Raw genomic sequence first — 14,981 nt, forward strand, 5'->3', positions numbered from 1 at the left:
TTCCTCGACCATGTCTCAAAACACGCCGCCGGCAGTGAAACACCAAGCATTTGAAGCCTTAAAAATTCCGAGTTTCCCGATCTTTGTTGCAACGTTCGTCTTGACGATGATGGCAGATAACGTTGAGCACGTTATTAGCTACTGGGTCGCCTTTCAGAAGTTTCAGTCGCCCACGTTGGGTGGCTTTGCGGTGATTTCGCATTGGTTGCCGTTTTTATTGTTTTCTGTGGGAGTGGGGGCGTTGAATGATCGGTTTGATTCTCGTCGCTTAATTCAAATCGGCGGGAGTTTGTTTGCCTTGGTGTCGCTGGGGTGGGGGTATTTCTTTGTCACGGATACGCTGACGATTCCGTGGGCGATGACGTTGCTGGTGTTGCATGGGTTTGCTGGGGTGTTTTGGATGACATCGAGCCAGGTCTTGCTGTATGACATCGTGGGGGTTGAGAAACTCGCGAGTGCGGTCCGTTTAAACGCGACAGCGCGTTATTTTGGGGTGTTGGTGGGGCCTGGGGTCGGTAGCTTGATTATGTCGACGCTGGGGCCATCTAAAGGGATCTTCTTGAACGCGGCTTTGTATTTGCCGCTGTTGATTTGGTTGATGAATGCACCAACGCCACATCGTACAAAACGCCTAGAGCAATCGGCGGCGCGGCGGGTGAGTGGGTTGACGGATATCTGGCAGACGATTCTTACCGTGAAAAAAATTCCGACCTTGGGTGTGATGATTTTATTGTCCGGTGCGGCATCGTTTTTTGTGGGGAATAGCTATCAGGCGCAGATGCCTGGCTTTGCGTCGGACTTGGGTGGGATTTCTCCGGGGTTGGCGTATTCAATGTTATTGGCGGCAGATGCGGCCGGTGCTTTGTTTGCTGGGGTAACGCTGGAAGCGGGTTTCCGATTCACACGGGTAACACCCGTCGCCGCAATGGGCTTTGCGATGGCGTGGGCGGTGGCATTGGGTAGTTTCGCAATGACGCGCAACTATCATGTGGCGCTGGTGTGTTTGTTTGCCGCGGGGTTTTGTGAGTTGTCGTTTAGCAGTATGAATCAGACCATTGTACAAATGAAGGCACCGGATGCGATTCGCGGAAAAGTGCTGGGTCTGTTCGGAATGTCGTCGGCGGGCTTGCGTTTATTTAGCGGGATATTTGTGGGGTTGATTGGTAGCAGGATTGGGATTCATTGGTCGATGCTGGGGGCGACGGTTGTGTTCTTTTCGGTTGCGTTGGGGTTGATGTATCTGAACCGTGCTGGCGGGGGGCAAGCGGCGCAGACTTAGGGGGAGCTTGTATTTATCTCTTCGTTGAATAGAAGGGCGACTCGTGGGTCGCCTTTTTTGTTTTTAGGATGGGCTGGGTGCTGACGCACCACTGGGTTCCCGCGTGCGCGGGAACGACGAAATTTGACTGTTACGTAACTTCGTCATTTCCGTTTACCAGAGATCGATGATACAACCTCGTCATTCCCGTTTACCCGAGACCGACAATACAACCCCGTCATTCCCGCGAAAGCGGGAATCCAGTGGCGTGGAACGCCTATGTGCATCCGTCAATACGACTATCCTCCGCAACACCTTCTTAGAATGAAGTGGCGGGATTGCTACGTGTATTCCGGTGAAGGTGCTGGCGCACCACTGGGTTCCCGCGTGCGCGGGAACGACGAAATTTGACTGTTACGTAACTTCGTCATTTCCGTTTACCAGAGATCGATGATACAACCTCGTCATTCCCGTTTACCCGAGACCGACAATACAACCCCGTCATTCCCGCGAAAGCGGGAATCCAGTGGCGTGGAACGCCTATGTGCATCCGTCAATACGACTATCCTCCGCAACACCTTCTTAGAATGAAGTGGCGGGATTGCTACGTGTATTCCGGTGAAGGTGCTGACGCACCACTGGGTTCCCGCGTGCGCGGGAACGACGAAATTTAATAGCTCTCAACCCCGGTCATTCCCGCCTACGCGGGAACGACGATATTTGACCATTCCGAAACCCGTCATTCCCGCGAAAGCGGGAATCCAGTGGCGTGGAGCGCCTATGTGCATCCATCAAAACGACGCACCTCGAACCCGTCATTCCCGCGAAGGCGGGAATCCAGTGGTGTGAAACGCCTATGTGCTTTCATCAATACCACTGGGTCGTCTTTTCATGAGCTTATACAACCAAGAATCGCGTGCATTGACTGTACAGGGCGTAACGATCCTAGACCGCATGTGATGATCGGTTTTTTTTCAAATCCTCGCGATGATTGAAAAAACACATTAATTAACATTTACCATCATATTTTCTGCAAATACTTAAACTAGTTGAAGTATTTTGAAGGAAATCGAAATTAGTATTTAAATGAATTTCATCAACTTAATTTCATCGCAAGTAAAAGAAGCGGATGAAGGAACGTAATAGGTGGTGATGTTGTTGCATTGGATGAAAGCCTTGTTCACTTGTTATAGGGAGAAGACTTTTTTATACCTTTGTGAATTTTTATGTCATTTCAGATGAGGAGCTAAAAAGAGACGATTTTTATCCGAATAAACTTGATGTACCTGATTCAAAAAAGTAGTGAGTAACTTTCTCTTCTCGGTGTATCGAGATAGAGAGAAGTAGGAGAGAAACACGTTGCCGTTTGATATTGAATGATTCTGCAATTTCAGGTTAGAAAAAGTAGGTTCTGTTAACTTTAGAGATCGCTAATCATGAACGAGAGATATTTGCTCGAAGCCTTGCGGCATAAGGATGCTTGCACCGAACGTTACGGGTATACAGAAGAAACGTATATTGAAACAGTGAAGCTCGTTGCTGGTATCGCACAGGATTTCAGTGTGAAAAAAGGAAGCTTTTTGCAACACGTTGGCACGCCTGCGCAACATATATTTATTCTCACTAAAGGGGTCATGAGAGCTGGTTTTATCAGCCCGAATGGTGAGGATGTGACAGTGCGTTTTTATACAGAGGGTTATAGAGCGTTTACTTCCGATTTATTTTTTTCTACATCGCACCTTCCAGCGAAATGTTTTTTAGTGGCCGAAACGAATGTGGAGGGGTTCACGGCGAAAACCTCGGTACTTGAGGAGATGGCACTGCAGCATCCGGTGATCAATGATTATCGTATGAAGCTACTGGAATATCAGGTGAAATTTGGTCCTGATTTCGACGTGATGAAAGCTGTCGCTTCGGCAGAGGAAAAACTTGTTGAGTTTCGCGAGGAGTACCCTGGGCTAGAGGAGCGCATATCTGCCAAAGTCTTGGCGTCTTATTTGCGGATTACGCCGCAATATTTATCGAAATTATTGAAACCTGAAAAACATCATGAGGATGATGTTGTGGGGGAGTGATTTTTTATTTTTTTGTATAGCGTGGGGCGGTGGTTGTGTGGGAGTGATGGTTTTGTTGTGATGTGTCACGCTGAAGGTGCTAGCGCACCACTGGGTTCCCGCCTGCGCGGGAACGACGATGTTTGAATGTTATGTAACTTCGTCATTCCCGTTTACCCGAGATCGACGATACAACCTCGTCATTCCCGCGAAAGCGGGAATCCAGCGGCGTAGAGTGCTCATGAGCAGCAATCAAAACTACGCACCTCAACCTCGTCATTCCCGCTGATCAGAGATCGACGATATCTAACAGCCCGCAATCTCGTCATTCCCGCGCACGCGGGAATCCAGTGGCGTGAAAACGCCTACTTACATCCATCAAACTGACACACCAATTTATCCAGCCCCCAACACACCACACTTAAAACAAATCAATCGCCCCAGACCGAATTTCTTCCAATTGCCCCGATGCGATTAAGTGGTTGTAGTCGTAAACCCGATTCCGGCCATCGTTTTTTGCTTTGTATAACGCGCGGTCCGCACGGCTGATTATCGTCTGCGGCAGTACCGTCGAATCAAGCGCACAGTAGCCGCCGCTGATCGAGATTTTACCGATCTGCGGAAACACAAATTGTTCAACTGCATGGCGTGCGCGTTCAAATACTTTTGCGGCTTCTTCTGCTTTATGCGCTGCGATGATGGCGATAAATTCTTCACCGCCATAACGGAAAATTAAATCCCCACGACGCAGCGCGCTCTCGATGAGGCGCGATGTGAGCAACAATACTTCATCACCAATAATATGGCCGAAGCTATCGTTCACGTTTTTAAAATTGTCGATATCAAAAACACCGATCCAGTAAGAAAATGATTCAAGCTTACGCCGATCATTCTCTTCGTCGTTGTCTATCGATTCAATTAACTGATCATTTTTTTTACCAATTAAATCCCATAATCGCGCTAGGTTGATTTCTAAGGAATAGCGGTTTTGTAAACCCGTAAGCTGGTCGCGTTGGCTTGAATCGAGTAGGCCATAATAATTCGAGAAAACTTCCAAAACACCATGGATCACGGCTTCGTCCATTTCAGTAATGGGACTTTCTCGTTTGAAGATGAAGTATCCGTAGAGTTGATCAGCGCCATTAAGTGGAAAACCGTACAAATACTCTTGATCGTAAACATAGTTCGTCGAACGTCCTATGAGACGCATGGTGTCGAGCAAGCTGTTGATCGCGACGTCATCTATTTTTGGGTTGTTGAGCTCTTCGATATGTTCGCTAATACGTTGTAAATCGCCGCTCCCTAATGCAAATGAACGGGTGTGATTCAGCACGCGGCTGACGGCGTTACGTTGATCGACTTTGTACAGCGAAGTGGTAGATACACCCAGTAAGGGGCCGAGTGTTCTGAGTAGACTCAGTTCAACAAGATGCATGTGTCGAAATCCCGTCATGTTCCCGAGTTGCTTCAGTAAAGAAGGGAATGGGGCCTGGGGCGTTGTTTTTGCGGACTGTGTGGTTTCCATACAAGACTAAATGAGATTAAAAAACGGACGTGATCAGTCGCTTTTTTTGGGGTAGAGGGAGATTCTCAGGATTGAGAAAAAATTTGTTCGTAGCGAGTGGCAAGCGGTGTTGAGATATCCGATAAGCGTGCGTAAGGTTCAGCATACGAAAGAGTCTGTCGATCGTTATATAGCTGAGGGAATCGATCGATAGCAAATTAGTGCAATAGTGCACTTGCAATTAACGAAGCTCCTTTGAAGACGAGCATCACTTGAGATAGGTGAAGCTCTATATGGCACGAAGTGTAGTGTTACTCGCTGTCTTCGGACGTTAAACTAGATTAACTTTCGAGAGTCTTTTTTTTGCTTGTTGGAATTAAGTGATAGAGAAATTTCCGTGTGGAAAAATAGTGTGGGTAATGGGGGAATCCAGTGGCGTTAGAACGCCAATGTGCGTTAATCAAAACGACGCGGCTCAACCCCGTCATTCCCGCGAAGGCGGGAATCCAGTGGCGTGGAACGCCTATGTGCATCCATCAAAACGACTATACCCGGCAACACTTTCTTAGAATGAAGTGGCGGGATTGCAACGTGTATTGCAGTGAAGGTGCTGACGCACCACTGGGTTCCCGCCTACGCGGGAACGACGAAATTTGACCATTCCGAAACCCCGTCATTCCCGCGCAGGCGGGAACATTCCCGCGAAAGCGGGAATCCAGTAGCGTGAAACGCCTATGTGCATCCATCAACGACTATGCCCCGCAACAACTTCTTAGAATGAAGTGGCGGGGTTGCTACGTGTATTGCGGTGAAGGTGCTGGCGCACCACTGGGTTCCCGCCTACGCGGGAACGACGAAATTTGACCATCCCGCAACCCCGTCATTCCCGCGCAGGCGGGAATCCAGTGGCGTGGAACGCCTATGTGCATCCATCAAAACGACTATACCCGGCAACACTTTCTTCGAATGAAGTGGCGGGGTTGCTACGTGTATTGCGGTGAAGGTGCTGGCGCACCACTGGGTTCCCGCCTACGCGGGAACGACGAAATTTGACCATTCCGAAACCCCGTCATTCCCGCGCAGGCGGGAATCCAGTGGCGTGGAACGCCTATGTGCGTTAATCAAAACGACGCGCCTTAACCCCGTCATTCCTGCGAAAGCGGGAATCCATAGTTTTACGCGCAGACCTGATGCATCCAGCCGTGTGTGTCGTTTGCTGTGCCGTGTTGGAGTGCCAATAATGCTTCGCGCAGTGCCATTGTCACGGGCCCGTTTTCGCCGTTGTTGATTTTAATTTCAAAGTTCTTCGCCTTCGCATGACCCACTGGCGTGATCACCGCAGCAGTGCCGCATGCAAATACTTCGGTCATTTTCCCGGAGGCAATATCATCGCGCCATTGTTGGACTGTCAGTTTGCGCTCCTCGACTTCATAGCCCAAGTCTGCAGCGATCTGCAATAAACTGCGGCGGGTGATGCCCGACAGCAATGTGCCCGTCAATTCTGGTGTAATCACGCGGGTTTTGCCTTCTTCTTTGTACACGAAGAACAAGTTCATGCCGCCCATTTCTTCGATGTTTTCACGGTTTACCGCATCAAGCCACACCACTTGATCGCAGCCTTTTTCTAAGGCCTGAGACTGCGCAATCAAACTCGCAGCGTAGTTACCAGCGCATTTCGCTTCGCCCGTACCGCCAGGTGCAGCGCGTACGTAGTCTTCGCTGATCCATACCGTCACAGGCTTCACGCCCTGTGGGAAATACGCACCAGCCGGCGACGCAAATAATACAAACAGGTATTCATTCGCCGGACGCACGCCCAAAAACGGGTCCGTCGCAAACATCAAAGGACGCAAGTACAAGCTTTCGCCCACTTTTTTCGGCACCCAAGCTTTATCAATCGTAATCAACGCATCCGCAGCTTCCATAAACAATGACTCAGGCAATGCCGGCATCGCCAAACGTGCAGCGCTCAAGTTGAAACGTGCGCTGTTAGAAGCAGGGCGGAACGTTTTAATACTGCCATCAGGTTGGCTAAACGCCTTAAATCCCTCAAAAATCGCCTGACCATAGTGCAACGCCGACGCTGCAGGGTCCAGACTCAACGGGCCATACGCCTTCAATTCACCACGTTGCCAAGCGCCATCACGGTAAGGAATCACCACCATATGGTCCGTAAAAATACGGCCAAAACTCGGGTTAGCAATCCGTTCTTCGCGTTGCGCATCGCTCGCAGGGTGGTCAGAAGGGGTGATTAATAAGGTAGGTGTTGAAGAAATCATAATTTTTTGCAAGTCAAAATGAGGAAAATAAGCAAAACGAGGGGGCGAATTGATGTATTTCCTGGGTTAGTGAGGGGAGTGGTTATTAGTCTCTAAGTTACTAAGGATGCCCCCCTCTGTCAATCAAGTCCTGCATGAACGTCGCCCCAGCTGCGTTGTCGCTCCTTGCCGTACTGTACGTACGGTCTTCGTCGCTCCGCCTTGCTGGGACGACGTTCAAGCAGGACTTAGCTGAACGTCGCCCCAGCTGCGTTGTCGCTCCTTGCCGTACTGTACGTACTGTCTTCGTCGCTCCGCCTTGCTGGGACGACGTTCAAGCAGGACTTAGCTGAACGCCGCCCTAGCTGCGTTGTCACTCCTAGCCGTACTGTACGTACTGTCTTCGTCGCTCCGCCTTGCCAAAATTGCCGCATCGGTCATGTGGGTTTAGAATGGCGTCCCTTTACGCTCAGCCATGAAGGAAAATGCGTGTAGTGAGGGACTGCTATACGTATTTAATATACGAATCTTTAAATTCGATATTGGTTTGCGCATTTTGAATTCAGTACGATTCCCATTGTTACGGTGAAGTAGCGCACGTAACGGCGTTGAAATAGTGTTTTCTATTTCCGCTGGCATTTAAAACTAAAAAATATTGGGGACAGAATGAAACAAAAAAAATTGAGTTGGCTCATTGGGGGATTGTTTACGCTTCCGGTTTTAAGTGCGGTGGCACAACAAGCACCAGCAACGACGGAGCAAGCGGTACAGCAAGTGACGATGGTCGGTGTGCGCGATTCGATGAATAGCGCGACAGCGACCAAAGAAGCGTCGAACAATATCATTGAGGTCGTGTCTTCCGAAGACATCGGCAAATTACCAGATACCACCATCGCAGAATCTTTGGCACGTTTGCCAGGCTTGCAATCGGGTGTCGATCGCGGTAACGCGAGTCAGATCGTGGCGCGCGGGTTGGGGCCACGTTTTATTGCAGCGACATTGGATGGTCGTGAACTGGCATCACCAGAACCGAACCGCGCTGTGCGTTTTGAGCAATTTCCATCGGAGTCATTAACGGGTGCGGCGGTGTATAAAACGCAGTCCGCAGAATTGATTGAAGGCGGTGTTGCCACAACCATCGATTTACATACCGTCTCGCCTCTGAATTTTAAAGAACGTCAATTTACCTTCAAGGGCGATGCGTTGTATGCACCCTTAGGCAACGGGATTGATGGCGCAAAGAATACAGGACCACGTTTAGGCACGCTCTACGTGGATCAATTTAATAATCACACGCTGGGTGTTGCGTTTGCCGCCAGCTACCAAAAGCAACCGTCACTCGAAGTGATGAAAGAGAGCTGGGGATTTAACACCGGTAGCAGCGCTGGCGCTGTGAATGGTAGTAACGGTCAGGTAGTACAGACGCCATGGGGCTTTCAGGACTCGGTCAAACGTGGCACGGATACACGCAGCAGTGCATTAGCCAAAGTAGAGTGGAAGCCAAATCCCGATGCCATCATCACGGCAGATGCTTACTATGAAAAGCAAGCCATCCTCGAACCGGAAATATCGCATTACTATCAAGGCGCGATCGGTAACTGGAACGGTGGCAATGCCGCTAGCTATAGCAATCCAACGATCGTTAATGGCGTGGTAACAGGCGCGACGGTGTCAGGCATCACGCTCGATAACAACGATAATCTGTGGACACAGGATTCACACACATTCGCGACAGGTTTGAATGGTAAATTCAAGTCTGGAGAATGGAAATTTGAAGGAGACTTGTCAAAATCCTCCGCAAGTCGTGATAGTTCATGGGAAAGTTTGCAGCAGCAATTATCCACCAACCCCACTTTTAGCTGGAGCAATGGCGTTCAGAATTATTCACTTAATGGTGCAGTGACGGGTAATCCTGCGTTGTTTAATGCGCCGTGGAACATGAATATTAATACGATCGGCCACGTCAAAGATGAGATGACCTCGCTGCATCTGAATGCGATTCGTTCTGTTGAGAACTTAGGCGATGTGAAGCAAATCAAGTTTGGCCTGCGTGCGACCGATCGTGAAAAAAGCTATAACCAACTGACTTATACCGTGAACCCGCTGCAAGCCATCCCTACGTCGGCATACAGCACGGTGCACGTTAATGGGTTGCCTGATTTCATTGCGCTCAATGACTTTAATGGCGCCGCCGTGACAGCCTTTGGACCGAACGTGTTTAATCCAGCCGGAAGAACGCCTACCTTGTCTGACCAAGAAGCAGGCTGGAATGTGAAAGAACGTAGTGAATCATTGTATTCACAAGCGGATCTGGATGGCGTGATGTTTGGGAAAGATTACCGTGGAAACATGGGCTTACGTTTTGTACGTACGACCCATACAAGCTCGGGTGTACAGTCCATCAACGGTGCACCAGCGACGCCAATCTCTGTCGATGGTTCTGATACCGAAGTGTTGCCAAGCGCTAATCTGATCTTTACCTTGGATCCGCAACAAGAGCACCAATTGCGCTTTAGCGTTGCCCGTGCCATGGCGCGTGCACCGTTGGATGAGTTGCGTGCTTCACAGGCCTTGTGGTTCCCATCACCAGGATCACAACAACCCGTCACAGGTAGTGCAGGTAATCCCAACTTAAAACCGATGCTGGCGAATCAAATTGATTTGGCGTATCAATGGTATTTCGGAAAAGGCTCGCTGTTGTCCGCTGGCGTGTTCTTCAAGAAAATGCAGTCGTATGTGAAGATTGCGCAAAATCAGGGTACGATCAATGGCCAGAATGCGCTGATTTCACAATCAGTGAACGGCACAGGCGGCGAAGTGCGTGGTGTGGAACTGGTGTATCAACAAGCCTTTACCAACCTGCCTGCACCGTTTAACCGCTTGGGTATTTTTAGTAACTATGCGTATACCACCAGCAACATCACAGAATCGAATGGGGGCGCACCTTTCCCAGTTGATGGCTTGATGAAAACCAATGCGGGCTTAACGCTGTGGTATGAACACAATGGTTTTGAAGCACGGTTGGCAGCGACGTATCACAGTGCATTCACACGTGATCCATCGTGGACAGCAGGTCAGTTTATTATCAACGGCGCTGAAACGAATCTGAGTTTTAATCTGTCGCAACAGATCACCAAAAACGTACAGATTCATTTCGGGGCGGATAATCTGACGAACCAAAAACTGGTGTACACCGATCCTAACAACGCGTACATCCAGCAAATCCGTGAATTTGGTCGCCGCTATAACCTTGGATTTAGCTATCGTATGTAATCATTGCTGATTGGATAGTCAAAGCTCACCAATGAAAGTTGGTGAGCTTTTTTTATTGTTTAAACCTTGTGATGTACTTTGATGTACTTTGATGTACGTTGATGTACTTCGATGTACTTCAAAAGCGGATATCAACACGATACGCCAGCATTTGATTTGCAGGCGTGATCGGAACGTCGTTGCGAAACAAATCTAATGAAGGACTATCGTGCAGGTGTGGGTGCAGGTGCTGTTTGATAGAGCGTTGCTGCGACGTCTCGTAAGGTCGTCAACATGGCTTGTGCACCAGGGGAGAGTTTGTGTTGTTTGCGGGTGACGATGCCGTACCAATCCATGCGTAAGCCCAGGTCATAAGGCAAGACGGTCAGGAGGCCGATATCGATATAGGGACGTACTAATTCTTCTGGCAACGCAGAGATCATGTTGCTGCCGATGAGTAAATTGGTAATCATCGGGAGTGCAGTGGTTTCTACGGTCTCAGCAGGTTGGTCTAGTCCGTGGGATAGAAACAAGGCAGTTAAGCGATCACGCAAAATGCTGCCTGCTGGGGGCATAATCCATCCCTCTTGCACTAATTGTTCTAGCGATAGATCGGCTTGATTGACCAAGGGATGCCCAGCACGTGCAATCAAACTATGCGGTTCATCCGTTAACGGTTCAAAGTGTAGCTCGTTGGCGGAATCGGAATCGAGAATACGACCGATGACCATATCGAGTTCTCCTGCACGCAGACGCGCAATGAGCACCTTACTAGAATCAACGGTGATGGAAACATGCACGCGAGAATAACGTGACTTTAATAGCTGAACGGTCTGCGGCAAGAGATTAATGGAGGGCGTCATGACCGTGCCAACGGCAACGCGACCACTGAGGCCAGAGAGCAGTTCCATGATCTCTTGATGCGCCGCATCCATCTCTGACAAGGCAGCGCCGGCACGACGGATCAGGACTTCACCATAGCTCGTCGGTACAACGCCGCGCGGCAGACGTTCAAATAAAGGCACTCCCAGCGCGTGTTCTAATTCGCCGAGGAGTTTTGAAGCTGCCGGTTGGGTAAGATTCGCTGCTTGTGCTGCGTGGAGGATGGAGCCATGACGCCCCAATTCGACCAGCAACACAAGGTGACGGGTTTTTAGATGAGAACGAACAAAACGATCAGCGCGGGGATCAGACATGCAACAGCATCATAAAATGGTAGTGTAGTGACTATTCATGATAAAGCTGGGAGCGACCACCGTCAATTAAGATGTCCGTTGCATTGATAAATCGCGCTTCGTCACTGGCGAGAAACAACGCCGTGTAGGCGACTTCTTCCGGCGTGCCGATCCGTTTGCAAGGCAAAATGTTAGCTTGACGGGCTTCTTCTGCAGCAGGATCAGGACAGCTATTGAGCCAGTTCCGGACATTGTCCGTCATGATTAAGCCTGGAGAGATCGAATTAACGCGGATACCACGTGCAGCGTATTCGATGCCTAAGGACTTTGTTAAACCAATCAGCGCATGTTTAGCAACGGGGTAGGGAAAGCAGCCAGGAATGATTTTATGGCCATGCACCGAGGCGATATTGACGATACTGCCAGCCCCTTTATTCAACATCGAGGGCAACACCGCACGTGCGGTATTCCATGCTCCTTCCAGATCCACCGCAAAGCACCGTTGCCATTGTTCTTTGGTCATTTCGAGCGGTTCAGCGAAGACATCCATCCCAGCGTTGTTGATGAGGACATCCACTGGACCAAAGCGAGCGATCGTTTGATCCACCAGTTGTTGCATGGACGCAGGATCAGCAACGTCTGCTTCGATGAACAGGCAACGATCTTTGTCGGTGGTTGCTATCATCTCAGCGGCGGCGTCATCCATACGGTGGCTGTTGATCACGACATACGCACCTTCTGCTAAAAACAACTGCGCGATGGCGCGACCGATGCCGCGTGTGGAGCCGGTGACGATCGCCACCTTATTTTGTAATCTGTTAGTCATGGTGTGATGTGTGATCGATGTTATGCGTTATTGCTGTTATGCGTTATGGATGTTGTGTGTTTTTATGTGATTTATGAACGTTGGCCACGTGTTTTCAGTTGATCCAATAACACGGCAACCAGCAAAATCAGACCACGCATCAGGTATTGATAGAACGCATCGATATCCATTAAGTTCATGACGTTTTCTACCGTACCCATGATAAGCACACCAATCAGAACACCGAAGATTTTAGCTTTACCACCTTGCAATGAGACGCCACCCAGAACACATGCGGAGATCACATCTAATTCAAACCCTTGCGCAGAATTGGGTTGTCCGCTGGTGATACGGGATGCCAGAATCAGACCTGCCAATGCCGTCACCAGGCCTTGCAACAAAAAGATCCACACACGGAGACGTTCTACTTTCACGCCAGCCAAATGCGCCGCTTCTGGATTACCACCAATCGCCAAGGTATTGCGACCAAAGACAGTATGGTTAAGCAAGACACCAAAGACCAGAAAACACGCTGCCGTCACCAACACCGGCAATGGCAAGCCAAACAGGCGACCATCTCCAAAGCTAATAAAGCCTTCATCGGCAATACCCACTGCCTGACCATGGGAGACGATAAATGCCAGACCACGTACCATCAACATGGTCGCTAAGGTCGCAATCAAGGCATTGACACGCAAATAGGCAATCAATACACCGTTACCTGCACCGATCAATGCACCCGCTACCAAACCACCACCGACGGCCAAGAAAACGTTCTGAGTGTGTTCCAAAATAATCGCGCCCAATACACCAGAAAACGCAATCGTAGAGCCAATCGATAAGTCAAAATCCCGTGAGGCGAGACATAGCATCATGGTACAAGCAACCATACCAATCTGTGCCACGGAGAGCATCAGACCGATGATATTGGTGCCGGAGAAAAAATTCTCGACGGTAAAAGACAGCGCAATAAACAAGATGATATAGCCCAGCGTCATGCTGTGTTCAACAAACCATTGGCGGTGTTTGCCTAGCAGGTGTTGGGGTTGTTCTGGTGCAGGCTGCTTCATGGCAGTATCCGGTTTCGCGTTAAAAGAGTGAGCGGTAGTCATAATAATGAGATTCTGTAGGGAGTAATCGACAAAAATGGGTAATCGGTCAGCGCGCCTATGGCCTATGCTGCTTTATCCAGTGCAAGACTTAAAATCGCTGTTTCGTTGGCATCAGCACGATCTAACTGACCACTGATTTTTCCGTCACGCATCACCACAACGCGATCAGAAACACCCAGTACTTCAGGTAACTCTGACGACACTACAATCACGCAGCAACCGCGTTCAGCGACTTCATAGATGATGCGATAGATTTCATTTTTAGCGCCGACATCAATGCCACGTGTGGGTTCATCGAGAATCAATACTTTTAAATCAGGTTCTGCCAGCCAGCGTGCAAGGATGACTTTCTGTTGATTACCACCCGAGAGCAAACGAATTTCTTGGTCGCGGTTGGGTGTTTTAATCCGTAGTCGCTGAATAAACGCATCCGCTAAGGCCGCTTCTTTTTTATGGCGTAAAAATAATCCACCGAATAAATCATGACGACGGCAACTGATGTTGATGTTTTCAGAAATAGAGGCTTGGGCCAAAATGCCTTGTTCTTTGCGGTCTTCAGGACACAGCACAATACCCGCATTAATCGCAGCGTGTGGACCCGAGCCGTCGACGGCGATACCGTCTAATTCGACTTGTCCGGAAAGACGTTGATCAGCGGCGTAGAGTAAGCGCATCAGCTCTGTTCTGCCTGCACCAACCAAGCCAAAAAAGCCAACGATTTCACCGCGCTTCACGGTGAAGTGATTTTCTTCTGGTAAGGCTTTTCCGCGCAGGGCAACGACCTTCAAGCGGTCTTCGCCGACAGCACGAGGACGATAATCATAAATATCCGTGACATCACGTCCCACCATATCGCGGATAAGTGTGTCACGCTGCACATTCGCCATGACTGGGTGGGTGACGATTTTTTTACCATCTCTAAAAATCGTGCAAGCATCACACAGGGCATACAGTTCTTCGAGACGATGCGAGATATAAATCAGCGTCTTGCCAGCCGCACGCAGCTCGCGTACCAATCGAAACAACACTTCGCTTTCGAGATGCGAGAGGCTACTAGTTGGTTCATCAAAGGCGATAATATTCGCGTTTTGCATGACGGCTTTGCAAATTTCCACCATCTGCCGCTGTGCAATCGATAAATCAATCAAACGTGCATCGGGATCAAGATCAACGCCCATCTCAATTAAACGCTCAGACACAATGCGCCGTGCTTCGACTTTATTGACGATGCCAAACCGGGTTGGAAGGCGGCCCATCAGGATATTTTCAGTGACGGTCAGCTCTGGCACGTATTGCAATTCTTGATGAATCACCGCAATCCCTGCTGTAATTGCATCCGCTGCTGAACCAAACTGACAGACTTTGCCGCCGACTTTTAAGCTACCACCATCTGGGCGATATTGACCACCCAGAATTTTTAACAGGGTGGATTTACCCGCGCCGTTTTCACCTAATAATCCATGCACAGTCCCCGCATGGGCTTCAAAGCTAACGCCGCTTAATGCGCGGACGCCAGCGAAATTTTTTGATACCTGATCAAATTGCAAGTAAGCCGACATGATG

Annotated in this window: 10 protein-coding genes; 4 read left to right on the forward strand and 6 right to left on the reverse strand. The window is 49.3% G+C overall.

Features of this window, described 5'->3' with window-relative positions:
• Nucleotides 1–10: 10 nt before the first annotated feature.
• Nucleotides 11–1,279, forward strand: coding sequence for an MFS transporter (locus tag ACO0K2_RS02010; protein ID WP_423015217.1), 1,269 nt, complete (start codon nucleotides 11–13; stop codon nucleotides 1,277–1,279).
• Between the two features lie 1,430 nt (nucleotides 1,280–2,709).
• A complete protein-coding gene (locus tag ACO0K2_RS02015; RefSeq protein ID WP_423015219.1) occupies nucleotides 2,710–3,333 on the forward strand; it encodes a Crp/Fnr family transcriptional regulator in 624 nt (207 codons plus the stop codon).
• Between the two features lie 400 nt (nucleotides 3,334–3,733).
• Here the strand turns inward: ACO0K2_RS02015 and ACO0K2_RS02020 are convergent, their stop codons facing one another.
• Complete coding sequence (locus ACO0K2_RS02020) at nucleotides 3,734–4,747, reverse strand: GGDEF domain-containing protein (RefSeq protein ID WP_423015221.1); 1,014 nt, start codon at nucleotides 4,745–4,747, stop codon at nucleotides 3,734–3,736.
• A gap of 1,244 nt (nucleotides 4,748–5,991) precedes the next feature.
• Nucleotides 5,992–7,095 carry a branched-chain amino acid aminotransferase gene (locus ACO0K2_RS02025; protein ID WP_423015223.1) on the reverse strand — a complete coding sequence of 368 codons (1,104 nt, stop codon included), beginning with the start codon at nucleotides 7,093–7,095 and terminating at the stop codon, nucleotides 5,992–5,994.
• A 134-nt stretch (nucleotides 7,096–7,229) separates the two neighbouring features.
• Here ACO0K2_RS02025 and ACO0K2_RS02030 point away from each other — a divergent pair, with 134 nt between their 5' ends.
• Both ACO0K2_RS02030 and ACO0K2_RS02035 read left to right on the forward strand, forming a co-directional pair.
• Nucleotides 7,230–7,427, forward strand: coding sequence for a hypothetical protein (locus ACO0K2_RS02030; RefSeq protein WP_423015225.1), 198 nt, complete (start codon nucleotides 7,230–7,232; stop codon nucleotides 7,425–7,427).
• 313 nt (nucleotides 7,428–7,740) lie between these two features.
• Nucleotides 7,741–10,347, forward strand: coding sequence for a TonB-dependent receptor (locus ACO0K2_RS02035; protein ID WP_423015227.1), 2,607 nt, complete (start codon nucleotides 7,741–7,743; stop codon nucleotides 10,345–10,347).
• A gap of 203 nt (nucleotides 10,348–10,550) precedes the next feature.
• Here ACO0K2_RS02035 and ACO0K2_RS02040 read toward each other — a convergent pair whose 3' ends face one another.
• The 4 genes from ACO0K2_RS02040 to araG all read right to left on the reverse strand — a co-directional run bounded on the left by ACO0K2_RS02040 (nucleotide 10,551) and on the right by araG (nucleotide 14,977).
• Complete coding sequence (locus ACO0K2_RS02040; protein ID WP_423015229.1) at nucleotides 10,551–11,522, reverse strand: LysR substrate-binding domain-containing protein; 972 nt, start codon at nucleotides 11,520–11,522, stop codon at nucleotides 10,551–10,553.
• A gap of 31 nt (nucleotides 11,523–11,553) precedes the next feature.
• Nucleotides 11,554–12,327, reverse strand: coding sequence for an SDR family oxidoreductase (locus ACO0K2_RS02045; protein WP_423015231.1), 774 nt, complete (start codon nucleotides 12,325–12,327; stop codon nucleotides 11,554–11,556).
• A 71-nt stretch (nucleotides 12,328–12,398) separates the two neighbouring features.
• Entirely contained in the window at nucleotides 12,399–13,418 is a 1,020-nt protein-coding gene (araH, locus tag ACO0K2_RS02050; RefSeq protein ID WP_423015233.1) for an L-arabinose ABC transporter permease AraH, read from the reverse strand.
• Nucleotides 13,419–13,480: 62 nt separating this feature from the next.
• Nucleotides 13,481–14,977: an L-arabinose ABC transporter ATP-binding protein AraG gene (gene araG / locus ACO0K2_RS02055; RefSeq protein ID WP_423015235.1), complete on the reverse strand. Its 1,497-nt coding sequence runs from the start codon at nucleotides 14,975–14,977 to the stop codon at nucleotides 13,481–13,483.
• Nucleotides 14,978–14,981: the final 4 nt, after the last annotated feature.

It is taken from the genome of Undibacterium sp. MH2W (assembly GCF_049340215.1).
Lineage (GTDB): Bacteria > Pseudomonadota > Gammaproteobacteria > Burkholderiales > Burkholderiaceae_D > Undibacterium.

Excerpts from the sequence above, each read along its gene's own strand:
- ACO0K2_RS02010 (WP_423015217.1), top strand. The coding sequence starts at position 11 with ATGTCTCAAAACACGCCGCCGGCAGTGAAACACCAAGCATTTGAAGCC.
- ACO0K2_RS02020 (WP_423015221.1), bottom strand. The coding sequence starts at position 4,747 with ATGCATCTTGTTGAACTGAGTCTACTCAGAACACTCGGCCCCTTACTG.
- ACO0K2_RS02025 (WP_423015223.1), bottom strand. The coding sequence starts at position 7,095 with ATGATTTCTTCAACACCTACCTTATTAATCACCCCTTCTGACCACCCT.
- ACO0K2_RS02030 (WP_423015225.1), top strand. The coding sequence starts at position 7,230 with ATGAACGTCGCCCCAGCTGCGTTGTCGCTCCTTGCCGTACTGTACGTA.
- ACO0K2_RS02035 (WP_423015227.1), top strand. The coding sequence starts at position 7,741 with ATGAAACAAAAAAAATTGAGTTGGCTCATTGGGGGATTGTTTACGCTT.
- ACO0K2_RS02040 (WP_423015229.1), bottom strand. The coding sequence starts at position 11,522 with ATGTCTGATCCCCGCGCTGATCGTTTTGTTCGTTCTCATCTAAAAACC.
- ACO0K2_RS02045 (WP_423015231.1), bottom strand. The coding sequence starts at position 12,327 with ATGACTAACAGATTACAAAATAAGGTGGCGATCGTCACCGGCTCCACA.
- araH (WP_423015233.1), bottom strand. The coding sequence starts at position 13,418 with ATGACTACCGCTCACTCTTTTAACGCGAAACCGGATACTGCCATGAAG.
- araG (WP_423015235.1), bottom strand. The coding sequence starts at position 14,977 with ATGTCGGCTTACTTGCAATTTGATCAGGTATCAAAAAATTTCGCTGGC.